Origin of the sequence: Cyanobacterium sp. Dongsha4 (genome assembly GCF_036345015.1) — a bacterium.
Lineage (GTDB): Bacteria > Cyanobacteriota > Cyanobacteriia > Cyanobacteriales > Cyanobacteriaceae > PCC-10605.
In genome coordinates this window covers 4226342-4250085 of the sequence record NZ_CP084098.1, presented here as the reverse complement: position 1 = coordinate 4250085, position 23744 = coordinate 4226342, and the positions used below count along the sequence as shown (strand labels likewise).

31 protein-coding genes and 1 pseudogene are annotated in these 23744 nt (G+C 36.1%); 20 read left to right on the top strand and 12 right to left on the bottom strand.

Annotated features, from left to right (window positions below):
• Window positions 1–229: 229 nt before the first annotated feature.
• The 3 genes from Dongsha4_RS18620 (at window position 230) to gcvH (ending at window position 4207) form a co-directional block, all read left to right on the top strand.
• The gene (locus tag Dongsha4_RS18620) at window positions 230–2947 is read left to right on the top strand and encodes a CBS domain-containing protein (RefSeq protein WP_330203760.1); all 2718 of its coding nucleotides are present in this window, start codon (window positions 230–232) and stop codon (window positions 2945–2947) included.
• 101 nt (window positions 2948–3048) lie between these two features.
• Complete coding sequence (locus Dongsha4_RS18615) at window positions 3049–3366, top strand: hypothetical protein (protein ID WP_330203759.1); 318 nt, start codon at window positions 3049–3051, stop codon at window positions 3364–3366.
• A gap of 445 nt (window positions 3367–3811) precedes the next feature.
• Window positions 3812–4207 (top strand): glycine cleavage system protein GcvH, encoded by a 396-nt coding sequence (gene gcvH / locus Dongsha4_RS18610; protein WP_330203758.1) that lies wholly within the window; start codon window positions 3812–3814, stop codon window positions 4205–4207.
• Between the two features lie 123 nt (window positions 4208–4330).
• On the opposite strand, the gene fba is transcribed toward gcvH, so the two are convergent.
• Window positions 4331–5404, bottom strand: a complete 1074-nt coding sequence (fba, locus tag Dongsha4_RS18605; protein ID WP_330203757.1) for a class II fructose-bisphosphate aldolase — start codon at window positions 5402–5404, stop codon at window positions 4331–4333.
• A gap of 119 nt (window positions 5405–5523) precedes the next feature.
• Entirely contained in the window at window positions 5524–6036 is a 513-nt protein-coding gene (locus tag Dongsha4_RS18600) for a Spy/CpxP family protein refolding chaperone (protein ID WP_330203756.1), read from the bottom strand.
• A gap of 86 nt (window positions 6037–6122) precedes the next feature.
• Between Dongsha4_RS18600 and Dongsha4_RS18595 the strand changes: the two genes are divergently transcribed.
• From Dongsha4_RS18595 to Dongsha4_RS18585, 3 genes are all read left to right on the top strand, one after another.
• On the top strand, window positions 6123–6251 hold the full coding sequence (locus Dongsha4_RS18595; protein WP_330203755.1) for a hypothetical protein: 129 nt from the start codon (window positions 6123–6125) through the stop codon (window positions 6249–6251).
• A gap of 45 nt (window positions 6252–6296) precedes the next feature.
• Window positions 6297–8336: a magnesium chelatase ATPase subunit D gene (bchD, locus tag Dongsha4_RS18590; RefSeq protein WP_330203754.1), complete on the top strand. Its 2040-nt coding sequence runs from the start codon at window positions 6297–6299 to the stop codon at window positions 8334–8336.
• A 129-nt stretch (window positions 8337–8465) separates the two neighbouring features.
• A complete protein-coding gene (locus Dongsha4_RS18585) occupies window positions 8466–8885 on the top strand; it encodes a hypothetical protein (protein WP_330203753.1) in 420 nt (139 codons plus the stop codon).
• A 233-nt stretch (window positions 8886–9118) separates the two neighbouring features.
• Here Dongsha4_RS18585 and Dongsha4_RS18580 read toward each other — a convergent pair whose 3' ends face one another.
• Both Dongsha4_RS18580 and Dongsha4_RS18575 read right to left on the bottom strand, forming a co-directional pair.
• Window positions 9119–9319, bottom strand: a complete 201-nt coding sequence (locus Dongsha4_RS18580; RefSeq protein ID WP_330203752.1) for a DUF6887 family protein — start codon at window positions 9317–9319, stop codon at window positions 9119–9121.
• Entirely contained in the window at window positions 9316–9498 is a 183-nt protein-coding gene (locus Dongsha4_RS18575) for a DUF6888 family protein (protein WP_330203751.1), read from the bottom strand. Before Dongsha4_RS18575 ends, Dongsha4_RS18580 begins: the two co-directional genes overlap by 4 nt.
• Window positions 9499–9768: 270 nt before the next feature.
• On the opposite strand from Dongsha4_RS18575, the gene Dongsha4_RS18570 reads away from it, so the two are divergent.
• The 8 genes and pseudogenes from Dongsha4_RS18570 to Dongsha4_RS18535 all read left to right on the top strand — a co-directional run bounded on the left by Dongsha4_RS18570 (window position 9769) and on the right by Dongsha4_RS18535 (window position 12560).
• Window positions 9769–10101: a DUF6883 domain-containing protein gene (locus Dongsha4_RS18570; protein WP_330203750.1), complete on the top strand. Its 333-nt coding sequence runs from the start codon at window positions 9769–9771 to the stop codon at window positions 10099–10101.
• A 21-nt stretch (window positions 10102–10122) separates the two neighbouring features.
• Entirely contained in the window at window positions 10123–10368 is a 246-nt protein-coding gene (locus tag Dongsha4_RS18565) for a DUF4926 domain-containing protein (protein WP_330203749.1), read from the top strand.
• A gap of 169 nt (window positions 10369–10537) precedes the next feature.
• Entirely contained in the window at window positions 10538–10756 is a 219-nt protein-coding gene (locus Dongsha4_RS18560; protein ID WP_330203748.1) for an antitoxin family protein, read from the top strand.
• Between the two features lie 5 nt (window positions 10757–10761).
• Window positions 10762–11157, top strand: coding sequence for a type II toxin-antitoxin system VapC family toxin (locus tag Dongsha4_RS18555; protein WP_330203747.1), 396 nt, complete (start codon window positions 10762–10764; stop codon window positions 11155–11157).
• 148 nt (window positions 11158–11305) lie between these two features.
• Window positions 11306–11575 carry a BrnT family toxin gene (locus Dongsha4_RS18550; protein WP_330205472.1) on the top strand — a complete coding sequence of 90 codons (270 nt, stop codon included), beginning with the start codon at window positions 11306–11308 and terminating at the stop codon, window positions 11573–11575.
• Window positions 11565–11816, top strand: coding sequence for an AT hook motif protein (locus Dongsha4_RS18545; protein WP_330203746.1), 252 nt, complete (start codon window positions 11565–11567; stop codon window positions 11814–11816). The genes Dongsha4_RS18550 and Dongsha4_RS18545 overlap by 11 nt, the downstream gene beginning before the upstream one ends.
• Before the next feature lie 256 nt (window positions 11817–12072).
• Window positions 12073–12300 (top strand): annotated as a pseudogene (locus tag Dongsha4_RS18540) (DUF433 domain-containing protein).
• Entirely contained in the window at window positions 12300–12560 is a 261-nt protein-coding gene (locus tag Dongsha4_RS18535) for a DUF5615 family PIN-like protein (protein ID WP_330203745.1), read from the top strand. The pseudogene Dongsha4_RS18540 and the gene Dongsha4_RS18535 overlap by 1 nt, the downstream one beginning before the upstream one ends.
• Before the next feature lie 186 nt (window positions 12561–12746).
• Here the strand turns inward: Dongsha4_RS18535 and pstB are convergent, their stop codons facing one another.
• On the bottom strand, window positions 12747–13556 hold the full coding sequence (gene pstB / locus Dongsha4_RS18530; protein ID WP_330203744.1) for a phosphate ABC transporter ATP-binding protein PstB: 810 nt from the start codon (window positions 13554–13556) through the stop codon (window positions 12747–12749).
• A 662-nt stretch (window positions 13557–14218) separates the two neighbouring features.
• On the bottom strand, window positions 14219–14959 hold the full coding sequence (locus tag Dongsha4_RS18525; RefSeq protein ID WP_330203743.1) for a YebC/PmpR family DNA-binding transcriptional regulator: 741 nt from the start codon (window positions 14957–14959) through the stop codon (window positions 14219–14221).
• 176 nt (window positions 14960–15135) lie between these two features.
• Between Dongsha4_RS18525 and Dongsha4_RS18520 the strand changes: the two genes are divergently transcribed.
• From Dongsha4_RS18520 to Dongsha4_RS18500, 5 genes are all read left to right on the top strand, one after another.
• Window positions 15136–17205 (top strand): M3 family metallopeptidase, encoded by a 2070-nt coding sequence (locus Dongsha4_RS18520; RefSeq protein ID WP_330203742.1) that lies wholly within the window; start codon window positions 15136–15138, stop codon window positions 17203–17205.
• Window positions 17206–17316: 111 nt separating this feature from the next.
• Complete coding sequence (locus Dongsha4_RS18515; protein WP_015221085.1) at window positions 17317–17541, top strand: type II toxin-antitoxin system HicB family antitoxin; 225 nt, start codon at window positions 17317–17319, stop codon at window positions 17539–17541.
• Window positions 17541–17702, top strand: coding sequence for a type II toxin-antitoxin system HicA family toxin (locus tag Dongsha4_RS18510; RefSeq protein WP_330203741.1), 162 nt, complete (start codon window positions 17541–17543; stop codon window positions 17700–17702). Before Dongsha4_RS18515 ends, Dongsha4_RS18510 begins: the two co-directional genes overlap by 1 nt.
• 122 nt (window positions 17703–17824) lie before the next feature.
• Window positions 17825–18037, top strand: a complete 213-nt coding sequence (locus Dongsha4_RS18505) for a type II toxin-antitoxin system HicA family toxin (protein ID WP_330203740.1) — start codon at window positions 17825–17827, stop codon at window positions 18035–18037.
• Window positions 18030–18254 (top strand): type II toxin-antitoxin system HicB family antitoxin, encoded by a 225-nt coding sequence (locus Dongsha4_RS18500; RefSeq protein ID WP_330203739.1) that lies wholly within the window; start codon window positions 18030–18032, stop codon window positions 18252–18254. The genes Dongsha4_RS18505 and Dongsha4_RS18500 overlap by 8 nt, the downstream gene beginning before the upstream one ends.
• 142 nt (window positions 18255–18396) lie before the next feature.
• On the opposite strand, the gene Dongsha4_RS18495 is transcribed toward Dongsha4_RS18500, so the two are convergent.
• The 3 genes from Dongsha4_RS18495 to Dongsha4_RS18485 all read right to left on the bottom strand — a co-directional run bounded on the left by Dongsha4_RS18495 (window position 18397) and on the right by Dongsha4_RS18485 (window position 20502).
• Window positions 18397–18618, bottom strand: a complete 222-nt coding sequence (locus Dongsha4_RS18495) for a DUF433 domain-containing protein (RefSeq protein WP_330203738.1) — start codon at window positions 18616–18618, stop codon at window positions 18397–18399.
• A 281-nt stretch (window positions 18619–18899) separates the two neighbouring features.
• Entirely contained in the window at window positions 18900–19889 is a 990-nt protein-coding gene (locus Dongsha4_RS18490; RefSeq protein ID WP_330203737.1) for a hypothetical protein, read from the bottom strand.
• A 340-nt stretch (window positions 19890–20229) separates the two neighbouring features.
• On the bottom strand, window positions 20230–20502 hold the full coding sequence (locus Dongsha4_RS18485; protein ID WP_330203736.1) for a hypothetical protein: 273 nt from the start codon (window positions 20500–20502) through the stop codon (window positions 20230–20232).
• Window positions 20503–20958: 456 nt separating this feature from the next.
• Here Dongsha4_RS18485 and Dongsha4_RS18480 point away from each other — a divergent pair, with 456 nt between their 5' ends.
• Complete coding sequence (locus Dongsha4_RS18480; RefSeq protein WP_330203735.1) at window positions 20959–21531, top strand: hypothetical protein; 573 nt, start codon at window positions 20959–20961, stop codon at window positions 21529–21531.
• Between the two features lie 115 nt (window positions 21532–21646).
• Here the strand turns inward: Dongsha4_RS18480 and Dongsha4_RS18475 are convergent, their stop codons facing one another.
• The 3 genes from Dongsha4_RS18475 to Dongsha4_RS18465 form a co-directional block, all read right to left on the bottom strand.
• Window positions 21647–22222, bottom strand: coding sequence for a Uma2 family endonuclease (locus Dongsha4_RS18475; RefSeq protein WP_330203734.1), 576 nt, complete (start codon window positions 22220–22222; stop codon window positions 21647–21649).
• A gap of 31 nt (window positions 22223–22253) precedes the next feature.
• Complete coding sequence (gene rsgA / locus Dongsha4_RS18470; protein ID WP_330203733.1) at window positions 22254–23327, bottom strand: small ribosomal subunit biogenesis GTPase RsgA; 1074 nt, start codon at window positions 23325–23327, stop codon at window positions 22254–22256.
• A 184-nt stretch (window positions 23328–23511) separates the two neighbouring features.
• A complete protein-coding gene (locus Dongsha4_RS18465) occupies window positions 23512–23730 on the bottom strand; it encodes a sulfurtransferase TusA family protein (protein WP_330203732.1) in 219 nt (72 codons plus the stop codon).
• Between the last annotated feature and the right edge of the window lie 14 nt (window positions 23731–23744).

Genomic DNA, 23744 nt, shown 5'->3' with positions numbered 1-23744 from the left:
ATCTTGATTGTCCTATCTTTTTATTTTTCGATTATAACTCTTTTATTTGAAGGAGTATAAAAATATAACTATATAGAAACATAGGCAATCAGCGATATAAGATTCTTGATAATGCTTAAGGTTCTTTTTTTACGACAAATCAAGGTTTTTGAATGTATGACCTTTGTTAATTAACAGTAAATAATTTAAACTTTTATTCATACCTGCTAGGGATTCAAATATATTTATTGTGGATTTAATTTTATGTCATCAAACTGCTGATTTTGATGCTCTTGGGGCGGCAGTGGGATTAACTAAATTACACCCCGGTGCAAAAATAGTTTTGACAGGAGGGGCTCATCCTTCCGTGCGTAAATTTCTGGCACTCCATCGAGATGAGTTAGCTTTGATGGAATTTCGCTCTGTTAATCCTGCTCTAATTCGTCATCTTTTTATGGTAGATACTCAAAGGAGCGATCGCATCGGTAAAGCAGTAGAATGGTTAGAGTTAGATAATGTCCAATCCGTGACAATTTATGACCATCATGAAGAAAATGAACAGATTGGTGCGGATAATTTTCTTAAGTATATAGAAAAAGTCGGATCTTGTTCCACAATTATTTGTGAACTTTTGCAACAAAAATCTATTCGTTTAAACTCAGTAGAAGCCACCGCAATGGCATTGGGTATTCATGTGGATACTGGTTCATTGACTTTTGAACAAACCACTCCTAGGGATGCTTTAGCTTTAGCTTGGTTGATGACTCAAGATGTCAATATTCGCACATTAGGGGAATATGTTGAGCCTAGTCTTGCCCCTCCCTTAAGAAAACTGTTACCCCATGCCCTCAAAAGCATTCAAACCTTAATAGTTAATGGCTATACTATCAGTTGGTTATTAGTAGAAACTCCCCACTTTATTCCTGGTTTGTCTAATCTCACCAGTCGCATTATTGATTTAGTAGAAACGGATGTTTTACTATTTGGGCATTATTACGGGCATAATGTAGAGAAACAAAAACAAGGAAAGTTGACTATTATCGGTAGGAGTAGCTTAGAATCTGTTAATTTAGCTCAAATATTTACTGGTTTTACTGGAGGAGGCCATAGTAGTGCCGCATCCTTTACCTTACGTTGTCCAAATCCTCTCGATATTATTGAACAATTACTGACACAAATCAAAAATCAGATACCTTCTCCCCTCACCGCAAGGGATTTAATGGCTTATCCTGTACGTACTATTCGCCCTTACACCACCATTGAGGAAGCTCAAAGAATCTTACTCCGTTATGGACATTCTGGCTTAGTAGTAGTTAATAAGGAAAAAGAATTAGTGGGGATTATTTCTCGCCGTGACATCGATTTAGCTTTACATCACGGTTTTTCCCATGCCCCTGTTAAGGGTTATATGACAAAAAATTTGCAAGTAATAAACCCTGAAACAGCTTTATCTGAGATAGAAGAATTGATGGTTAAAAATGATATTGGTAGGTTGCCCGTGATGGAAAATGGCCAGTTAATAGGTATTGTGACACGCACTGACGTTTTACGGCATCTTCACTCGGCTAGGCTTAATTCTCATCCCAATTCCAGTAATAATCTTCCCCTTGTGTCTTGTTTATTGCCTTCTTTGGAGAAAAAATTACACCCCCCTATCTGGAAATTGCTACAACAAACGGCAACTTATGCCCAACAACAGGGATGGCATTTATATTTGGTGGGAGGAGGAGTAAGGGATTTATTGTTAACGGATAATGATGCCACTCTTAATCTACAGGATATTGATTTAGTAGTGGATGGTTTTCATCGGGCAACTACTCCCGAAGCGGGGGTTAAATTAGCCGAAGCCTTACAAGCCATTTACCCTCAGTGTCGTCTTAGTATTCATGGACAATTCCAGACTGCGGCTCTATTATGGCATAAAGATCCCCAATTAGGTTCATTATGGCTAGATATTGCCACCGCGCGCACGGAGTTTTATCCTTATCCTGCGGCTAATCCTGAAGTAGAATCAAGCTCAATTCGCCAAGATTTATACCGTCGAGATTTTACTATCAATGCTTTAGCTGTGCGTTTGACTCAACCCCATCAAGGAGAATTATTAGACTTTTTCGGTGGTGTGGAGGATGTGCGATCGCACTTTATTAGAGTATTACATCCTAATAGCTTTATAGAAGATCCTACCAGAATTTATCGAGCGGTGCGCTTTGCAGTAAGGTTAAATTTCGAGATTGAAACCCAAACCAGAGAATATATTAATTATGCCGTCAATAGTGGTGTATTTGAAAGAGTATCCTTAGAAAAAAATTCTATCCCAGCCCTAACAACCCGTCTCAAAGCCGAATTAACTTATATTCTTCAGGCACAATATTGGCAACCCGCCTTAAAACTCTTACAAGAAGTAGGGGCTTTGCGTTGTCTTCATCGTAATTGTCAAATTACATCAAATTTATGGTGGCAAATACGTTGTTTAGATCGTTGGCTAAAGTATTATCATGCAGATAGCTATAACCCTTCCGTATCTTCATGGTTATTACGTTTAGAAATCATCCTCTCTAGTTTTCCAGAAGGAGTAATCGTCGCCAATAACTTAGAGTTACCGAAAGAGAGTATTCAAAGATTGTCTCATTTAAGTGAAAATAACGAAAAAATAAAACATTATCTACCCACTTGTCAAAATATAAGTGAAAAGGTAGAATTTTTAGCAAATTATCAATCTATTACCCTTTTACTCATTGCTGTTAAAAATAGTCAACCAATTAGACGTACTATTTGGAATTATTTAATGCACTGGAGTAAAGTAAAATCTCCTTTAGATGGTAAAGATTTACAAAAACTAGGTTATAAGCCAAGTAAAATATATAAAGAAATTTTAAATAAAGTACAGGCTTTATATTTGGATGGCAAAATTAAAAGTCAAACAGAAGCTGAAAACTTTGTTTTAAAAAATTACCCAATTAATAATTAGGAATTAGGAACTAATAATTAAATTTTTTGTCTTTTGTTTCATCAAAAATGCAGATAAATTTAGTTTGGTAAAAGCAAAATTTTAGTGAGTGAGTGAAAAAAATGACTATAGGGAAAATAGCCAATAAAATTGCCATATCTTCTCATCAAAAATCCGTTTCTCCCAATTTAGAGTTAATTAATACTACTCAAAAATCAATTAAAAATAAGGCCGTAAAAAAGAGCAATAATCATTCTCAGCCACAAAAATACTTGACTATTTTTAAGTATTTAATATTGTCAACTACTATTATTTTCAGCTTCGGAGGTCTTGGTTTTGGTTTAGCGTTAAGATATGGCCATAGTTGGGAAATTTCCCATTCTCAACAAGAGTTAGGAGTTCGTAGTTCTGATTTAGGAGTTAAAACGAACAAACATTAAGAGAAATTTATTATTCATTAATTATTTTTAGGTATTTATTAAATCTAATATTTCATTGTTGAAAAGTTAATTTTTTTCTTATTTTTTCCTAATTATTGTTCTTCTTTTATAGCTATTTTTTACTAAGTTTATCAATTGTATTAGACATCAATCTAGTTAAAAAAAATCAATTATTATAACGAAATCATCACAATTAACTCTTGTAGCAAACTTCTTGCAAATGTCTATTGACAAAATCTATTTACAAAAAATTTCCCTTAGATTAAACATTTCAATTTATAAACATTTCACCTGATACCTGATACCTAACACCCGAAACCTACCCAATCAAAAACTCTTTAAGCAAATCCAAATTATTAATTCTTAATTATCTTGACATTGTCCAATTTTCATCAATAATGAAACTATATACCTTTAATTTAATTACTCAATAAAATTATCAAGTATGACCTTAGAATATCCAGAAGATTTAAGATACCTCGATTCTCACGAATATGTGCGTCTTGACGGGGAAATTGCCACCATCGGTATTACAGCGTTTGCGATTGAGGAGTTGGGAGATATTGTATTCCTAGAATTACCCGAATTAGGAGATGCGATCGAAGTTGAGGATAATATAGGTACAATTGAATCAGTCAAAGCTGTTTCGGAAATTTATGCTCCCGTAGCAGGTACAGTAATAGATCGTAATGAGATGTTAATTGAATCTCCAGAAGCGATCGCAGATGATCCTTACGGAGAAGGATGGTTAATCAAAGTAAGACTAGATGACCCCGATGATGAACTAGAAAACACCCTTTCTGTACAAGAGTATAGATCATTAATTGAGCCTGAAGAATAAAAATAATTGACAGCAGATTAATGTTTCCTGCTTTCCATTGCTATTCAATGGGACAAAAAAGTCCCCTCACCAAAAGAGGTAAGGGGTATTTATATTCGCCAGACTATTTAGTTAACAAAGAAATTAAACTGCAACGGTGGTTTTAGCAGATAATTCACCTTTAGCATATTTAGCGGCAAATTCATCTAAGCTGATTTGCTTGATTTTACTAGCATTACCAGCAGTCCAGAATTGTTGATAACGATCTGCACAAACTTGTTTCATATACTTCATAGAAGGTTTCATGAAGTGACGAGGATCGAAGTTAGAAGGATCTTTAGCAGCAGCTTCACGAATAGCGGCGGTAATAGCTAAACGGTTGTCAGTATCAATGTTTACTTTGCGAACACCACTCTTAATACCTTTTTGGATTTCTTCCACAGGTACACCATAGGTTTCACGAATTTGACCACCATATTGGTTAATCATTTCTAACCATTCTTGAGGTACAGAAGAAGAACCGTGCATTACTAAATGAGTGTTAGGTAATTTAGCGTGGATTTCTTCAATACGGCTAATAGCTAAGATTTCACCAGTAGGTTTACGGGTAAATTTGTACGCACCATGGCTAGTACCGATAGCAACAGCTAAAGCGTCAACTTGAGTACGTTCTACGAATTCAACGGCTTCATCAGGATCAGTTAAAAGTTGAGAATGATCTAATTTACCTTCAAAACCGTGACCGTCTTCCGCTTCACCCATACCAGTTTCGAGAGAACCTAAGCAACCTAATTCACCTTCAACACTTGCACCAACGGAGTGAGCAACTTTAACAACTTCTGCGGTAACACTAACGTTATAGTCGAAGCTAGAAGGAGTTTTAGCATCTTCTTGTAAAGAACCATCCATCATTACGCTGGTGAAACCATTACGAATAGCACTATAACAAGTTGCAGGGCTATTACCATGGTCTTGGTGCATAGCAACAGGAATATGAGGATAGGTTTCCACAGCCGCTAAGATTAAATGACGGAGGAAATTTTCTCCAGCATAAGAACGAGCACCACGAGAAGCCTGTAAGATAACGGGGCTATCGGTTTCATTCGCCGCATCCATAATGGACAAGATTTGCTCTAAGTTATTAACGTTAAATGCAGGGATACCGTAATCATTCTCGGCGGCGTGGTCTAACAATAACCGCATGGGGACTAAAGCCATAAATATCCTCCTTAAGTTTTTCTTTATTTTATTTTAGAATTTTCTTTGTTAAGAATCTTAACCTATTATGGGTCGATCTTAGGATATTTTTTGACTTTTGTGTAGCTTCTTGAGAGAATTTAGCGATTTTGCCCTTGACGAGACACCTTTCTGTCTGCCATCATGTTTGCCCATTCTTGTCTTTGTTCAGGGGTTAATACTGCCCTCATTTCTAACATACTTTCAAATCTCAAATTGTGAATTTGTTGATCTAGGGTAACTATTTTTTGATGTTGCGATCGCAATTGAGACTCACTTTGATTATTACGCATCATTTGACTAAGAGTATTTCTTTGAGTGCGAATTTGTTCCCTTAAACTATTAAACTGAGGTTGATACTTATTGCGTATCTGAGTCATTTGGTTTCTTTGTTCAGTAGTTAAGTTCAATCTTTCGATTAATTTTTCTCCCTTATATTCTTTATCATCATCACCCCATCTCTTTTGAGCAATAATTTGACGAGATTGGGTAGAAATGTTTAAGTGGGAATTTACATTAGGATTCTGTTCATAATTAGAAGCAGAAGCATTACCAGTAAAACCAAAACCTGCCAGAGTAACAAAAATCAAGGAATGACGAATTAAATTATTCATAATTAAAACCCTCCATAAAAATACAAGTATTTTGTTAATAAGCGCCCTATAGATAAAAATAATCAGTCAGTTATTTATTTAATATCGTGGTTGCTATATTTTTAGACCGTCTATTTTTACAAAAAGTTCATCTATTATCTCTTTATTTGACAAATAGGGCGATCGCATTTTCCACTAATCACTTCAAATTAAGTTCCATTGTCAATGTACGGTAAAATATAGGTTTGATTCACATTGCATTTATAATAATCACTATATTAATGCCAACACTAAAAACTATTAATACAAACTTTCCATTAACTGCGGTTATTGGACAACAAGCTATAAAAACCGCCCTTCTCCTCGCCGCCGTTGATCCTCAATTGGGGGGAGTTGCGATCGCAGGGAAGCGGGGTACAGCAAAATCCGTTATGGCTAGGGGAATCCATGCCCTATTGCCTCCCATTGAAGTAATCAAAGATAGTCGTTTCAACTGTGATCCCGATAATCGAGAAGATTGGGATAGTGAAACCCTCGAAATGTATGGCAACACCCCTAGAGAAGAAATCCCCACGGAAGTAATACCCGCCCCCTTCGTGCAAATCCCTTTAGGTACTACGGAAGATAGGCTTTTGGGTTCGGTGGATGTGGAAGAGTCCGTTAAGCGTGGTGAACCCGTATTTCAGCCAGGTTTGTTGGCACAGGCACATCGTGGGGTTTTATATATCGATGAAATTAACTTGTTAGATGACCAAATCGCCAATCAACTGTTAACCGTCTTAACCGATGGTAAAAACCAAATCGAACGGGAAGGCATCAGTTTTGCGCATCCATGCAAACCTTTACTCATCGCTACCTACAACCCCGAAGAAGGGGCATTGCGAGAACATTTATTAGACCGAATTGCGATCGCTCTTAGTGCTGATGGTGTATTGGCGTTAGATGAAAGAGTCCAAGCGGTGGATCAAGTCATCGATTACGCTTCCTCCCCCATGAAATTCCTTGAGCATTACAATGAGGATATGGACGCACTGAAAACCGAAATTATCCTTGCGAGGGAGTGGATTAAGGAAGTCAACATCACCCAAGAGCAAGTAAAATATTTGGTGCAGGAAGCCATCCGAGGGGCAGTGGAAGGGCATCGTGCGGAGATTTTCGCTGTCAGGGTAGCTATGGCATCGGCGGCATTGGATGGACGCAATAACGTCAGTGCCGATGATCTGCGTAAAGCAGTGGAATTGGTGATTGTGCCACGCTCAACCCTGATTCAAACACCACCAGATGAGCAAATGCAACCTCCTCCACCTCCCCCACCACCACAACCCCAAGATCAAGGGGAGGATGAAGGGGAAGATCAAGATCAGGATGATTCCCAAGAAGAGGATAAAAAAGACAATGAAAATCAGGAACAGAATGAGACTCCGCAAATTCCAGAGGAGTTCGTTTTTGATGTGGAAGGGGTGATTTTAGATCCCAGTGTGTTGTATTTTGCCCAACAGATGCAAAGACAGGGTAAATCTGGCGCTCGTAACCTCATTTTCACGGATGATCGAGGACGCTATATTAAACCCATGTTACCGAAAGGGAAAGTAAGACGTATCGCCGTTGATGCTACTTTGAGGGCGGCTGCACCCTACCAAAAAAGTCGCCGTGAACGGTATCCTAATCGCCGTGTGATCGTGGAACAGAGTGATTTGAGGTCAAAACGCCTCGCAAGGAAAGCAGGGGCTTTAATCGTCTTTGTGGTGGATGCTTCGGGATCGATGGCACTTAATCGGATGCAGTCGGCAAAGGGTGCGGTAATGCGGTTATTAACGGAAGCCTACGAAAATCGGGATCAGGTGGCATTAATTCCCTTCCGAGGTGAACAGGCGGACGTATTGTTGCCTCCTACTCGTTCCATTACTTTAGCCCGTACCCGTTTGGAAACTCTGCCTTGCGGTGGTGGTTCGCCTTTATCCCATGCTTTAACTCAGGCGGTTCATGTGGGGGTAAATGCGCAGATGTCGGGGGATATTGGACAGGTTGTCATTGTGGCGATTACGGACGGACGGGGGAATATTCCTTTGGCGCGATCGTTGGGGGAAACCCTTGAGGAAGGGGAAAAACCCGATATTAAGGCGGAATTGTTGGATATTGCCACAAAAATCCGTGCTATGGGCATGAAATTGCTGGTTATCGACACGGAGAAGAAGTTTGTTTCTACTGGCTTCGGTAAGGAGTTGGCGAAACAGGCTGGAGGTAATTATTATCAGTTACCAAAGGCTACAGATCAGGCTATTGCGAATATGGCAAAAGGTGCGATCGCTGATTTAAAGTAGTTGTCTGTTATCAAAATTATGCAATTGAATTATAAATAGAGTTTATAATTGTTGTAAAACTCTATTGCAAAAAACAATTGCATATTAATTAGACAAGCATTAATCTTTTGAAAGTGAAAATTTTTACCTATGTGGATTGATCGGGTTAAAGTTGCCAAGATAATAGGCACAAAAGCAGTAAATGTAAAAAAAACAAAACAAATAGGCGATGACATAATCATATATTTATGGGATTCGCCAGAAACTTTAAGTATTAAAATTGAAGAATATAAAAGTTTTGATCCCAAAATTACTGAATGTAGCAATAATGAATCAAATAACTTGCAACAAAAATCCTCTGAAACAAGTCCAAAAAAGAAAATTGGTATTATTCTAATGGTTATAGGCGGAATTATGATTATTTCTGGGAATAACATGGATACCAGCGTATCAACGGGAGATGGTTCACGTGTGAGTAATTTGAGTTTAATGAAGGAACAAAGTAATAAGATTGAAATAGGAGGAATAGTATTGATCTCTGGTATCCTTTTATATTCTTTAGATCGTTAAAATTGAGGTGCAATCAGGCTTAGGTCTTAATTTTGATATGGTTGAGGGTGGTTGAGGGTGCGATCGTGCTTATAGAGTAATGTTGATTAGTTAAGAGGTGCGATCGTGCTTATGGGGTAATGTTGATGTGGTTAAGAGGTGAGATCGCTCTTATAAGGTAATATTGATATGGTTAAGGGGTGCGATCGCTTTTCTGAAGTAATGTTGATATGGTTAAGGGTGCGATCGTACTATTAATTACTATTTAATTTACTTTTAAAAATATCTTGTAATTCTTGATAATTATTCTCGGAAATGGCAGGATATTTGACAGCATCTTTTTTACGGCTCATTAACACTTCTAAGGCTTCACTAAAAGCAGTTTCATCTTGACGATGGGTAGATAAATATTTACGTAACTCTTGATTACTCATTGTTAATAACTCTTGTTTCATGATTCAAAACTCCACAAGCCATCTTGGTTAATAGTAATTTCGATACCATCATTTACACCAGCGAGAATATAAATGATCTTTAATCTTTTATCATAACGAAATAAATTAATTGGTTGATAAAGATTTGATAATAATTGACAAACAAAAATCGCTGTATCTTTTTGTTTAGATGTTGGCAATTAAGTTTAAACCTCTCTCAAAATTGCTTTTTTGACATTGTATCATTAATTGTGATCGTGCTTATAGAGTAATGTTGATGTGGTTGAAGGTGCGATCGCTCTTCTGAAGTAATGTTGATGTGGTTAAGGGTGCGATCGCTCTTCTGAAGTAATGTTGATGTGGTTAAGGGTGCGATCGAGCTTATGAGGTAATGTTGATATGGTTTAAGGGTGCGATCGTTCTTCCATCAGATATAATTGAATAATGAAACTAATTGGGAGTGAAGTATAATGCAGATTCCTAATTTCGATCGAGCTATCATTGAAAAATCGAAAATAATCGATTATTTATTGAATATCAATCACAAAAGGGGAGGTTCAAAAGCAAAAATGTTGCTTAATTATGGCTATTCTCCTGAAAATTGGCAACAATTAGAGTCAGATATTCGCAAGTTTCATCTCAATGCAGAAGTTTCTATAATCAAAGAAACATCCTATGGCATAAGATGCGAAATAATATCAGAAATACTTACTCCTATTCACAAGCCCTTATTGATGAAAAGTGTATGGCAAATTGACAAAGGTACAGAAATTCCTCGATTAATTACGATGATTCCTGAATAAAAATTGGAGGTTTTAAATAGTATGAATTTTGCTCTTTATTCTGATGTAATTTTATTAAAAGATATAGTCGAAGATGATTTATTTGCTGGTGATATTGGCACAGTGGTAGATATACATAATGTTAGTGGTTTAGAAACTGGTTACAGTGTAGAATTTTTTGATTTGTTAGGAAATACAAGAGCGGTTGTGACGCTACCTATGAGTTATTTTCGTCAACCGACTAAATCAGATATACCTACTGTAAGACTTTTAGCTGAGGTTGCTTAGTAATGTTGATATGGTTGGGGGTTCGATCGCTCTTATTAGGTAATGTTGATATAGTTTAAGGTGCGATCGAGCTTATAAGGTAATGTTGGTGTGGTTGAAGGTGCGATCGCTCCTATTAAAATATTTTTATATTCTATAATTAAAGGAAATAACAGTTATTAGTCGAGATATGGCAGTACAAGCTATTTATGAAAAAGGAATACTGAAATTATCAGAAGATGTCAATATCAAAGATGGGACAACGGTAAAAGTAATCATTATCCCCCTCGACACCGAATTAGAGAAAAATGATCCTGTGGATATATTACAGGGAATTGCCCAACTGCCCTTACAAGGAAAAACCAATGATTTTTCAGGGGTTGATCACGATTCAATATTATATTCTTAAATAACATGATTTTTGTCGATACGGGAGCATGGTTTGCTAGTGTAGTGCCATCGGATAAACAATATAAAAAAGCTATGGCATGGTTAAAAAATAATCAAGAATTCCTATTAACTACAGATTATGTAATCGATGAAACTTTGACGTTATTAAGAGCAAGAGGAGAGTTGACAAGATCGATCGTTTTAGGAGAGGCTTTTTTTTCAGGGAAATTAACACAAATATACTATTTAACTGAAGACGATATACGATCGACATGGGAAATTTTCTCTCGTTTTGCCGATAAAGAGTGGAGTTTTACCGACTGTAGCAGTAAAATCGTCATGGAAAAGCTAGGAATTGTAAAAGCATTTGCTTTTGATCATCATTTTAGTCAGTTTGGTGCAGTTCAAGTTGTTCCTTAAGTTAAATAGAGAATTCAGAGTGCGATCGCTCTTATAAGGTAATGTTGATTGGTTAAGGGTGCGATCGCCTTTGATAAGGTATAATTCATTAAAACAGATTAGAATTTGAAAAATCTAAAAATATACTTAGAGGAAGTGTGTGAGAGACTTGGAATTTGAATGGGATAAGAATAAATACGAAATCAACATCAAAAAACACGGAATTTCTTTTGAGGAAGCAAGTACAGTATGGATGGATACTTTAGCATTAATCGCTCCCGATCCTGAATATTCTTGGCAAGAAGAAAGAGAGTGGATTATCGGGGAGTCTTATAAAGGTCGTCTTTTAATTGTGGTTTATACTATCAGAAATGATAAAATAAGAATTATTAGTGCCAGATCAGCAACGAAAAATGAGAGAAGACAATATGAGCAATAATACTGAGTTTCCTTTTGCTAAAGCTCGAAGAATTACACCAGAAGAAGTTAATCAGGCAAAAATTGCCATTCAGAAACAATTTGGCGATGAATATATTGTACTATCGAAGGATGATGATTATGAATTAGTATCTTTAAAAATAAACCCAAAAATTATTGCTTGGGCAAAAAATGAAGCGGAAAAACAAGGAATCAATTATCAGGTTTTTATTAATAATGAATTATTAAAATTATGTTCTTAATTCTCAATATAATTCCTACTGTTGCGATCGCACTTATTATGAAGTAATGTTGATGTGGTTAAGGGTTCGCGCTGCGCAGCAGATCCCTTCGGGATCGAGCTTATGAAGTAATTTTGATATGGTTGAAGGTGTGATCGTTCTTATGAAGTAATGTTGATGTCGTTAAGGGGTGCGAGCGTGCTTATGAGGGTGTGGTGTGCGATCGAGCCGCATCAGATATAATGAAATGATGTTAGAGTTTACTAATAAGTAGAAAATGGAATCCATAGAACGTATCATGATCGATCCTTATATTTGTCATAGTAAACCTTGTATCAGAGGCTTACGTTATCCTGTGGAAATGATTTTGTAATTATTAAGTGCGGGGATGACAACAGAAGAAATTTTGCTAGACTACGAAGATTTAGAATTAGAAGATATTTTAGCCGTTTTATCTTTTGCCACCAAATTAACGCAGGTAAAAAGTATATCTTTGATTAAATAATGAAATTTCTAATAGATGCTCAATTACCAAAAAAATTAGTCTCTCTTTTTCTTGATTTAAAGCAAGAGGCAATCCACACCCTTGATTTACCAAAACAAAATACAACCCAAGATGAGGAAATTAATGAACTTTCTTGTCAATATCAATATATTGTTGTTACTAAAGACAAAGATTTTTTAGATTCATTTATTCTTAGGAAAAAACCTTATAAACTTTTATTAATAACTACAGGAAATATAAAAAATGGTGAGATGGTTTAAGATGCGTACTACGAAGCAAATTCAGGATTGCCCTTGGGATTTAACCGTATATATCTCATTCACATTAGAGGTATGAAAAGTAAGAAAATCAATAAGCCAATATTTTTTATCTGACACCTGAAGCCCGATACCTGACACCTTCAAATTAATAATTGATTCTATAATTTTGCCTAATCTTAGTTATTATTAACCAAAACGCCCACTAACATATTCCTGAGTGGCTTCTTCCGCAGGATTTTGGAATATTTTTTCCGTCTGATCATACTCTACTAAATATCCTAGCTTACCACTACCTCCTTCCACACTCCTAGCATTAAAAAAAGCTGTATAGTCTGAAACCCTTGAAGCCTGTTGCATATTATGGGTAACGATGACAATGGTAAAATTTCTTTTTAATTCGTGAATAGATTCCTCTACTTTTAGGGTAGAAATGGGATCAAGAGCAGAACAAGGTTCATCCATCAAGATTACTTCTGGTTGTAGAGCAATAGTTCTGGCAATACATAAACGCTGTTGTTGTCCTCCTGAAAGGGCTAAACCACTTTGACGCAGTTTATCTTTGACTTCATCCCATAAAGCCGCTTTGCGTAATGACTCTTCAACTAAGTCATTCATGTTCCCTTTATAACCGTTGATTCTAGCACCCCATGCAATATTTTCATAGATAGATTTCGGAAAGGGATTGGGCTTTTGAAATACCATTCCAATTCTACTTCTAACCAATACGGGGTCAATATTTTTGCCATAAATATCTTTATCTTTAAAGGTAATTCTTCCCTTAATTCTCGCACTAGCTACAAGGTCATTCATGCGGTTGAAACAACGTAAAATTGTACTTTTTCCGCATCCTGAAGGACCAATAAATGCGATCGCATTATTCTTGGGTATATCCAAATTAACCCCAGCTACAGCCTTATGAGAACCATAGTAAACGTCAACGTTTTCCGCCCTTAAAACCACGTCCTCGTAAAAGTCAGAGGAAGATAAGTTATTCATATTAGGTAATTATTATATAGATTTAGTATTGGATATAATTTTTTTGTAACTACTTTGTCTTAAAAGTTTGATTAAGTAGTCGTATTGATATAGTAAATGTTCATATACTTCCATAATTATATATTGTTATGAAGAAATAATCGGTTAAGAATAGGTTAATATCAGAATTAGAAGTTGGGGGTATTGAAATTGATTCATTCTAACTCTATTAGCTAGAAGTTAAATAAATGAGCAAAAAGTTAATACCTTGCCAATAAAACTTAATAAATAGCTCAAAACCTTATCAATTCTACTATTTAAGAGTATTTGATTTTTCTTACTTTTCATGACTAAGAAGATTAACCGAGACCATGCCCAGAAAAAACATCATCCCTTGATGAAAAATAATGCTATTATCCCTCTTTTCTCAGTTTCCGATTTTAACTATTATTAAATATTTTCAAATGGCTTGGTAACTAAGGCTCAAAATATACTACATGGTTAAATTTCTTAATTTAAAGTTTTGAGCGATTTCATACTATTAAATATTCGTTCAATCACTTAATATACAATAGTTCCAGAATCCAGAAATTGCAAATGTTTGCGGAGTTTGACAAAAGAGGGATAAAGTGCTGAAGTTACTAATTACTAATTGTTAATTACCCTTACTCTTTGCTTCATTTCTAGTCGAGAATATCAAAATTAGCAGTTACATTCTGCACATCATCCAAAGACTCTAAAGCATCCATCAAACGCAGTAAAAATTTAGTTTGTTCTGGATCGTTAATCTCTATATAATTATTTGGTATCCAACGCAATTCCGTTTCTTTAACATTAAACCCTTGATTTTGAAAAAAAGAGTTAACTTGTTCTAAAGTTTCCACCGAAGTAAAAATTTCCGCCCCTTGATAATCTTCGTCGTTAATTATTTCATAGCTTTGGGCATCAGCATTTAAACAAACTTCTAATAAATTATCTTCTTCCAATTCCCCCTCAATAACAATTACTCCCTTTTGTTCAAACATCCAACTAACGCAACCTGTTTCCCCTAAATTACCGCCATTTTTACTAAAAGCGGCACGAATATCCGCCGCCGTGCGATTCCGATTATCTGTTAAGGCTTCAATTAATACTGCTACCCCACCAATACCGTAACCTTCATATCTAATTTCCTCTAAGATACTATCATCATTATATGTCCCCGCTCCTTTTGCGATCGCTCTTTCAATATTTTCATTGGGAATCCCCGCCGATTTTGCCTTCTCTATAGCCGTGCGCAACTGAAAATTACCATCAGGGTCAGGAATACCATTACGAGCCGCTACAATTATAGCCCTTGAAAGTTGAGTGAAAGTCTTACCCTTTTTGGCATCAACTCTGGCTTTTTGCCGTTTAATATTTGCCCATTTACTATGTCCTGCCATAAATAATTAATTTAGTGGAAAAGTCTATTTAAAATTTAATTTACAACTCTGGTACATTCTACATCACCCATGTGCGAAAGAGCAAAAGCCAAAGACATCAGCGAAACACAGTTAATATTTGTTAATAATAGAAATAAGAATCTTAATTAGCAAAAAATTAGAAATCATATAATTTCATGAGCAATCATAATCCCTTACTCAAAGGCGAAGGATTACCTTCTTTTCCCGACATTAAACCAGAGCATATTGTACCTGCGGTTAAACAGCTTTTACCTGAATTAGAAAGCCAAGTGCAGGAATTGGAAAATAACCTTCAACCCACATGGGAAGGGTTAGTGATTCCCCTTAACCTGATAGAAGAAAGATTGCGTTGGACTTGGGGTATAATTGGGCATTTAATGGGGGTGAAAAATAGCCCCGAATTGCGAGAGGCTTATGAAGCAGTGCAACCAGAATTAGTACAATTTGCCAATCGAGTCGCCCAAAGTCAGCCGATATATAAAGGATTCGTTGCCCTCAGAGATTCTCAACAATGGGATAGCTTAGACTCCGCTCAAAAAAGAATTGTCGAATCAGCCATTAAAGAAGCAGAATTGTCGGGAGTTGCCTTAGAAGGAGAGAAAAAAGAGCGTTTTAATGAAATTCAACTAGAATTAGCCCAATTATCCACTAATTTCTCTAATAATGTCCTCGATGCCACTAAAGCCTTTAAGTTAAAGCTAACTACATCCGAAGAAATAGCAGGATTGCCTCCTAGTTTACTCAGTCTGGCCGCTCAAACCGCCAAAAATGAAGGGGAAGAAAATGCTACCGCCGAAAACGGTCCTTGGGTGATAACCTTAGATTATCCTAGTTATGTACCCTTCCTCAAATTCAGTGAAAGAAGGGATTTAAGGGAAAAAGTCTATCGGGCTTTTATTAGTCGAGCAGGAGGAGGAGAATATGACAATAATCCTCTCATTGATAAAATTTTGAGTTTGCGTCTTGAATTAGCTAATCTTTTGGGTTACGATAACTATGCTGGAGTGAGTCTTGCCAAAAAGATGGCTGACGATGTGGAGTCTGTGGAAAAACTCTTGGAAGAATTGAGAGTTGTTAGTTTTGACAGTGCAAAACAGGAGTTAGCCCAATTAAAAGAATTTGCTAATACTGATGATTTACAACCCTGGGATGTGAGTTATTGGGCAGAAAAACAGAGAGAAAAGTTATTTAACTTCACTGAGGAAGAATTACGCCCCTATTTCCCCTTAAATCAAGTATTAGATGGTTTATTTGGGTTAGCAAAACGGATTTTCAGTGTCACTATCACCCCGGCTAATGGAGAAGCCCCTATTTGGCATGAGGATGTGCAATATTTTCAAGTCAGCAATGATCATAATGAGGTTATCGCCCATTTCTATTTAGATGCTTATTCTCGCCCTGCAGAGAAACGGGGAGGCGCGTGGATGGATGACTGTTTGGGTAGGGCAAAATTTGAAGTTAATGGCAAGGTGGTTAATCGTTTACCTGTGGCTTATTTAACCTGTAATCAAACTCCTCCAGTGGATGGTAAACCTAGTTTGATGACTTTTGCGGATGTGGAAACCCTTTTCCATGAGTTTGGGCATGGTTTACAACATATGTTAACGGTTATTGATTACCCCGGTGCGGCAGGTATTAATAATGTGGAATGGGATGCGGTGGAGTTACCTAGTCAGTTTATGGAAAATTGGTGTTTGGAGAAAAATACCCTCTTTGGTATGGCTAAACACTATGAAACGGGGGAAACTCTGCCTTCTCACTATTACGATAAGTTAGTTGCCTCTAAAAATTATATGAGTGGCTCTGCAATGTTACGTCAATTACATTTCAGTATCATTGATTTAGAGTTACATTCCCGTTATCAACCGAATAGTGGCGAAACTCCCCATGAATTGCGCGATCGCATCTCTGAGACAACGACGGTGATGAAACCGTTACCAGAAGACAGATTCTTGTGTAGCTTTGGGCATATTTTCGCAGGAGGTTATGCGGCGGGATACTATAGCTATAAATGGGCGGAAGTTTTGAGTGCGGATGCGTTTTCTGCTTTTGAGGAAGTGGGTTTAGAGAATGAAGAGGAAGTGAAAACCGTTGGGCAACGTTTCCGTGATACTGTTTTAGCTTTGGGAGGTAGTCTATCACCGATGGAAATATTCAAAAAATTCCGAGGTAGAGAGCCGAAAACTGAGGCATTATTAAGACATAGTGGGTTATTAGCCAGTTAGATTAAGTTAACAAAGGGTTGGATATTGTTCAACCCAAACTATAGTAAAATCCTTGTCAATAAAAGATAAAGATAGGGATTATTTTAGGTTTTTTGGAAAACAAAATATTTTATGAGATATAAATACACTGCTAAATATACAAAAATTCCTTCGGGGTATATGGGGCAAATAATTGAATGGCAAGAAGTCATTACAGAAGGAAAAAGTCTTAGAGAATGTCGTTTTCTGCTAGAAGATGCTTTAAATGAGATGATATTGGCATATCAACAACAAGGTAAAACAATTCCTCTCAATGATGAGGATATTATTGAAACCTTATCGATTGAGGTTGCCTAATGTCAGTCAAGAGAAAAGATTTAATCAAATATTTAGAGGGTAATGGTTTTTATCTTTTAAGAGAAGGTGGTAATCATTCAATCTATACTAACGATAATATAACAATTCCTGTCAAACGTCATAATTTGTTCGATCGAATCACAGTCAATCAAAAGGATTAGATAAAAAGTTTTAAACCTTAGTTAAGGTTTGGTCTAATTGGGAAAAAGAGATTGATAATGTTTAACCCACGCTATTATATTGCGTAGAGGGTTCGATCGATTAATTAGTAATAATTTTGTAAATGCCTAAAAAAGTTAGAGAATTAAAGAAAATCTTAATCCAAGCAGGTTTTAAACAAGTACCGGGTAAAGGTAGTCATACTAACTGGATACATGAAAACTATCTAGGAAAAATCACTTTATCAGGTAATGACGGTGCAGATGCTAAAAAATATCAAGAAAAATTAATTAAAATAGCTATTTTAGAAGTAACAAAAGGAGGTAACAATGAGTAAATATAAATATCAAATGGTGATTCAATGGAGTGATGAAGACAACTGTTTTTTAGTGGGTTTTCCCGATTTTGTAGGGCAAAAATGGCGTACTCATGGAGATACTTATACTGAGGCAGTAGCTAATGGAGAGGAAGCCTTAGAATCCTTAATTATTGCCTACGAAGCCCAAGGGGAATCATTACCAAATCCTACTTATATTGATTTAGTGGAAGTTTAAATAAAAACTAATATCAAGTTTTATGAAGTTTTGTAAAAATAAAATTATAATAAAATCAAAAATCGAATTAGTTTAAGTTCATGGAGAATTCTAATAATATTAACTAAACGTGGTGATAAATTATGGTCAAAAAGCAATTTCATTAATTCACCAAAAGAGTTTGACGTTCACGATCGGCTGCACAACTTAAACAAGCTAAAATATCTTCTTTAGTTAAATAGGGAAAATCGTTTAATATTTCTTCATAAGTCATTCCTGAAGCGAGATAGGAAAGAACATCATAAACGGTAATTCTCATTCCCCTAATACAAAGTTTTCCACTTCTTTTTCCTGATTCTATAGTAATAATATCTTTATATGACATGAAATTCTTATAGATTGAATTCCCATTATTTTATCACAAATTAAACCTAACCTAAAGATCATAAAAGTTGGGTTTCGTTTCCTCTACCCAATCTACAGCCCCAATCAAGAGAAAATATGACTTCATCTGAATTTGAGCAAAAAAATAGTTAAGATTTGTGTAACATAGCTGGAAAAAGTGCGATGCCAAAGGCACAGCTACGCTGCACGCATCTTTCAACTTCGTGATGGAAGTTCCGTCTGCCAATGCTCGCACCAAGATTTAACTCTTAAGAAATAGATTTAGGATAAAACCTCGAAAGCAATACCTTCTAAAACAAATTGAGGGAAATTCGCCAGAATACTATTTTTCTCCTCTTCCCCTACAAAAAGATAAGTGCCGGGTTGCTGAGTATTTTGGAAACGGTAAAAGTCTGTACCACGATTCGCATCACCGCTAAACGCATAAAATGCAACCCCTTCTTCCACAAAATTAGGGAAGTTTTGGCGAATACTTCTACTTTCCTCCTCACCCGCATAAAGATATGTCCCGGGTAGATTTCTATTTTGGAAACGATTAAAGACTATTAACTCTTGATGGGGTTGTGAACTGACACTAAATGCAAATCCCTCCTCTGCGAAATTAGAAAAATTTTGGCGAATGCTTTGACTTTCTTCCTCTCCAGCAAATAAATATGTACCGGGTACACTACTATTTTGGAAACGATTTAAAGGAGTGTCAAATTGCGGATTTGTAGGATTTGTGGGGTTTGTGGGATCTGGATTGATTGGAGTATCGTTGCTGTAACTGGCAGAAAGTAAAACATCAAAACCAGAGAATGAAGGCTCTTGATGACTTGCCATCACAAAAAAACTTTGGTCTGGACTAATATCAGCATCTGTTATTGTTATAAATGCATTCCTAGTATTGTTTCTTTCGGTAATAATGGAGTCTTGATTATCTAAAATGCCATTATTATTTGTGTCTTGATAAATTCTTGCTCTCATTTGTGCCTCAGAATAATCGGATGTCAAAGACACATCGATATTGCCAGCTGAAGTTTTTTTTATCTCCCATGTAACATTTGAAAAACTTACCGCATAACGAGGAGCACCCACCGTTTCAGAATCTTCAACACTATTGGTGGGCGTAATGGTGGCGAATTGCATCCGGTCACCCATTACAAATGGGTCAAGCCTTGCAACGCTCAAAGTATAATTTGATACAGAACCACTAAAGTTTGATACCTCTGCAATATACTTACCTCCTGCAGTATTAAAGTACTTGACCACTTCTGATTCCTCACCACTGTTGAGTGAACTAGCAACCAGTTCGTCAGAAGAGTCAAACTCGCCGAAAGGAAATCTGTCTCTGTAAAGTCGCAGATCGGCATCTCCGCCCATTATATTGCTGAGATATACGTGAAATGAGTCAATTACCCCTAAGTCGCCATCATCGAGGAAATAGATGTCAGGACCTGATCCAGCAAGGCTTAACTGAGACTGCGTTTTAACCAAACCATCAACGCGATATATATTAAAAGTTCTCATTTGTAAATATTATTGTATTTTTTAAATCTGTAAGGTTTGAAAGATAATGCTTGAGTGCTAGTGCTTTTTTATTTAAGTACCGTTAATCAGCGTCTGTTACGAGTACGGGAGTGACTATTGGAGTTAGTGCTGTAGGAGCTAGAATAAGAGCAGTTACCAGTATCACAGTTACCAGATTGATGATCTTGGGAACGACTATTTCTGTTACCCCATTGATTAGTAGTGGTGTTGTTATCGTAGTTTTCAATACGGAGATCGAATCCTTTGCTGGTTTCTTCCCAACCGCCACGACTATTGCCACGATTGTAACGCTCTCCATTTTTGAAACCCCAGTTGTCACCTCAAATATCAACATTTTGGGCTTTTATTTCTGGAGAAAAAACTGCGCCCGTAAAGCAGGTTAAAGAAAGAGTAACGAGACGATGAGATAATTTTAATTGCATTTTGATTGATTCATGAAACTATAAATGTTTTTTTTTGCAACAAGATTACAAAAAGTTCGACCTATTGTAAACGCAAAACAAATTCTTGTCCATATAAACCAATTATTATTTCTTAACAAAATGCCGTTTTATGTTATAAGATGCTTTAAATGAGATGATATAGGCATATCAACAACAAGGCAAAGCAATCCCTCTCAATGATGAGGATATTATTGAAACCTTATCCATCCAGGTTGCCTAATGTTCAGTTAAGAGAAAAGATTTAAATCAAATATTTAGAAAGAAAGTAATGGGTTTTATCTTTTAAGGGACTGTTTATTGTTGAGTTATAATCAGATAACAAAAGAGTTATGAAAAATTAAGAATTTATGACCACAACCGCAGATGATGTTTGGCGTTTATTAGCGGAATTAGCACAAGCCCAAAAAGAAACAGAAAAACGCTTTCAAGAAACAGAGCGTATTCTTAAAGAACAATCTCAAAAAACTGATCGCCAAATCAAACAAGTTAATCAACAAATAGGAAAACTGGGTAATCGTTTAGGAGAATTTGTAGAATGGCAAGTGCGCCCCTCGGCAGTTGGCTTATTTCAAGAAAGAGGAATAGATGTCCATGAATTACAATCCGATGTAGCCGTTAAAAGAGAAGATGAGGGTTTAGAAATTGATTTATTAGTGGTTAATGACACAGAGGTTGTATTAGTGGAAGTAAAAAGTAAATTAACACAAAGGGATGTGGATGAACATTTAGAAAGGTTAGAGAAATTTAAAAGATTAATGCCTCGTTATCGACATATGAGAGCATTGGGGGCAGTAGCGGCGATGGTTGTCACCGATGAAGTGGCAAATTATGCTTACAATCAAGGTTTATTTGTACTGACTCAATCGGGAGAAAATATGACGATTCTTAATTCTTCTGAGTTTGAACCCAAAATTTGGTAATGTAAGATCGAGCAGTGTACTTTTGGTATCATATCTTTAAATAATTTTATTTTCTATCCTTATAGACATCCAAAAAATGACACAAAATCTATCATACTCAATGCAATAAAGTAAGCTATTTTATTTTTAACCAAGAAAATATATTGTTAGGAGTTATGGATAAATCAATGTTTTCGATAATAGGTAATGTCTCATCTTGACGATAAATTTTAAGGGGTTTTTCTGGTTGGAATACCATAATTATTTTTTCTTGACTATCAATTAACCATCCTAATTGTGGGCCGTTTTCTAAACAGAATAAAATATTATCAATTACTCTAGTTGGTGTTTGACTCGGTGATAAAATTTCTATAGTCCAAATAGGACTAAAAAAGATGGCATTATTCTCTAATTCTCCATCTTCATCTAGGGGAATTTTTTCTGTTTCTACGACTAATATATCTGGTACGATGGAGCGATCGCAAAAAGTACAACGTAATTCAGTAAAAGCCATGACTTTATTTCCCTTTAAGGTGGCAGATTCAATGAGACTAGCTAATTTTAGTTGAATACGACTATGATGAGTTTTAGGCATAGGTTTTCTGATTATCTGATTATCAATATATTCATAAGCAGGGGATTCATCAATATAATCTTGTTGCAAAAATTCTTCTAAGGTTAATCCTTTTATTTGAGTAGATGCAATTGTCATAAACTTTTAATGGTTTCTTTTATTTCTGTAATTACTCTAACTCATCAGAATCGAGATTTTGAAGGTTATATAAGTCTTCTAATTTTTGATTACTCACTTTACGAGAAACTCGACGATATTTCTTACTTTCTAGCTTTGGCTCAGTATATTTCTTCCCATTGGCTTTAAATTTCGTTTTTACTGTGGATTCCTCATCCTTTTTATGGGCAGTAGCTTGTTGAAATGCGATCGCTTCTTCTAAAAATTTCAGATAATATGAATAACGTTCCCAATCTCCTTTAACTGCACAATCAGGCTCATCTTTATGAATGCAGTTATGGAATTTACAAGTATTTTCCGCCAATCTTGCCCTTGCTTCAGGAAAATAATTAACTAAAGATTCTACACTAAAATCAAAATGAGGTTGATTAAAACCGGGGCTATCTGCGATGTATCCCCCAGAAGGTAACTCAAATAACTCAACATGACGGGTGGTATGTCTGCCTTTTTGCAACTTTCCTGACACTTCCCCTACCCTCACCTCAATTTCAGGAATTAACAAAGATGTTAAACTCGATTTACCTACTCCACTAGGGCCTGCCAAGATAGTAATTTTGTTTGCTAAAACTTCTTGTAAAGATTGTACTCCTTGATGGGTCTGCACACTGAAAAAATAAGGCTCATAACCCCACTCAGAAAGGCTTTCTTGCCATGCTTTTTGCTTTTCAGGGCAAATTAGATCAACTTTGTTTAAACCAAGTAATAGTTTTAATTTTGTGGATTCAGCTTTAACTAAAAAACGGCTTAACTGTACTGGATCTAAAGTGGGTTCTTCTAGGGCAAATACTAACAAAATCTGTTGAGCGTTGGCAATGGGAGGACGTTCTAATTCTGTCTCTCTAGGTAAAACAGATGCGATCGCGCCTCTTTCAAATTCAGTAGATCTTACCAAGACGCGATCGCCTACAAACACCGATTGACCGATTTTTTTTAACCGTGTGGGGCGTGTACACAAAAGACTTTCGTTACTGTCAAGACGAACCTGATAAAAATTAGCCTGAGAAGCGATAACAGTGCCTTGAATTAAATCAGATTCAGTAATATTTGCAGAATTAGAATTAACCATAGACATTAACGGAGTTCGGAGTTCGGGGTTCGTAGTTAAAAGTCATAGTTATTAACAAAAAAGCTGAATAAATTAATTTCATACGAGTTTTTCCTAAGTTTAATTATTTTTTCTGGTGAAATTTGCTCGGTGATAACTCTCAACGCCTTATTTTTCAATACCTTTTTCATCGAACTCAGACATATTAGGCACGAACAGATAAAACGAAATATTCTCCCTTGTCTTCAATACCCTCAATATCATAACCTTCCATCGATAAACTATTAGGAACTTGCTCAATGGGTTCACCACCATCAAGATGAATTTCTAAAACTTCACCCTGAGACATTTTTTCCAACTGTAGTTTACTACGAATAAAATTAATCGGGCAAGGAGTGCCACGTAAATCTAATAACTGAGCCATATAAAAAAGAAAAA

Bases quoted from the DNA above. Each gene is read 5' to 3' on its own strand.
- Dongsha4_RS18520 (WP_330203742.1), top strand. From the start codon at position 15,136: ATGAGCAATCATAATCCCTTACTCAAAGGCGAAGGATTACCTTCTTTT.
- Dongsha4_RS18485 (WP_330203736.1), bottom strand. From the start codon at position 20,502: ATGTTGATATTTGAGGTGACAACTGGGGTTTCAAAAATGGAGAGCGTT.
- Dongsha4_RS18465 (WP_330203732.1), bottom strand. From the start codon at position 23,730: ATGGCTCAGTTATTAGATTTACGTGGCACTCCTTGCCCGATTAATTTT.
- Dongsha4_RS18585 (WP_330203753.1), top strand. From the start codon at position 8,466: ATGTGGATTGATCGGGTTAAAGTTGCCAAGATAATAGGCACAAAAGCA.
- Dongsha4_RS18500 (WP_330203739.1), top strand. From the start codon at position 18,030: ATGAGTAAATATAAATATCAAATGGTGATTCAATGGAGTGATGAAGAC.
- Dongsha4_RS18515 (WP_015221085.1), top strand. From the start codon at position 17,317: ATGAGATATAAATACACTGCTAAATATACAAAAATTCCTTCGGGGTAT.
- Dongsha4_RS18545 (WP_330203746.1), top strand. From the start codon at position 11,565: ATGAGCAATAATACTGAGTTTCCTTTTGCTAAAGCTCGAAGAATTACA.
- Dongsha4_RS18495 (WP_330203738.1), bottom strand. From the start codon at position 18,618: ATGTCATATAAAGATATTATTACTATAGAATCAGGAAAAAGAAGTGGA.
- Dongsha4_RS18510 (WP_330203741.1), top strand. From the start codon at position 17,541: ATGTCAGTCAAGAGAAAAGATTTAATCAAATATTTAGAGGGTAATGGT.
- gcvH (WP_330203758.1), top strand. From the start codon at position 3,812: ATGACCTTAGAATATCCAGAAGATTTAAGATACCTCGATTCTCACGAA.
- Dongsha4_RS18615 (WP_330203759.1), top strand. From the start codon at position 3,049: ATGACTATAGGGAAAATAGCCAATAAAATTGCCATATCTTCTCATCAA.
- Dongsha4_RS18480 (WP_330203735.1), top strand. From the start codon at position 20,959: ATGACCACAACCGCAGATGATGTTTGGCGTTTATTAGCGGAATTAGCA.
- Dongsha4_RS18600 (WP_330203756.1), bottom strand. From the start codon at position 6,036: ATGAATAATTTAATTCGTCATTCCTTGATTTTTGTTACTCTGGCAGGT.
- Dongsha4_RS18555 (WP_330203747.1), top strand. From the start codon at position 10,762: ATGATTTTTGTCGATACGGGAGCATGGTTTGCTAGTGTAGTGCCATCG.
- bchD (WP_330203754.1), top strand. From the start codon at position 6,297: ATGCCAACACTAAAAACTATTAATACAAACTTTCCATTAACTGCGGTT.
- Dongsha4_RS18570 (WP_330203750.1), top strand. From the start codon at position 9,769: ATGCAGATTCCTAATTTCGATCGAGCTATCATTGAAAAATCGAAAATA.
- Dongsha4_RS18525 (WP_330203743.1), bottom strand. From the start codon at position 14,959: ATGGCAGGACATAGTAAATGGGCAAATATTAAACGGCAAAAAGCCAGA.
- Dongsha4_RS18475 (WP_330203734.1), bottom strand. From the start codon at position 22,222: ATGACAATTGCATCTACTCAAATAAAAGGATTAACCTTAGAAGAATTT.
- pstB (WP_330203744.1), bottom strand. From the start codon at position 13,556: ATGAATAACTTATCTTCCTCTGACTTTTACGAGGACGTGGTTTTAAGG.
- fba (WP_330203757.1), bottom strand. From the start codon at position 5,404: ATGGCTTTAGTCCCCATGCGGTTATTGTTAGACCACGCCGCCGAGAAT.
- Dongsha4_RS18505 (WP_330203740.1), top strand. From the start codon at position 17,825: ATGCCTAAAAAAGTTAGAGAATTAAAGAAAATCTTAATCCAAGCAGGT.
- rsgA (WP_330203733.1), bottom strand. From the start codon at position 23,327: ATGGTTAATTCTAATTCTGCAAATATTACTGAATCTGATTTAATTCAA.
- Dongsha4_RS18580 (WP_330203752.1), bottom strand. From the start codon at position 9,319: ATGAAACAAGAGTTATTAACAATGAGTAATCAAGAGTTACGTAAATAT.
- Dongsha4_RS18560 (WP_330203748.1), top strand. From the start codon at position 10,538: ATGGCAGTACAAGCTATTTATGAAAAAGGAATACTGAAATTATCAGAA.
- Dongsha4_RS18535 (WP_330203745.1), top strand. From the start codon at position 12,300: ATGAAATTTCTAATAGATGCTCAATTACCAAAAAAATTAGTCTCTCTT.
- Dongsha4_RS18565 (WP_330203749.1), top strand. From the start codon at position 10,123: ATGAATTTTGCTCTTTATTCTGATGTAATTTTATTAAAAGATATAGTC.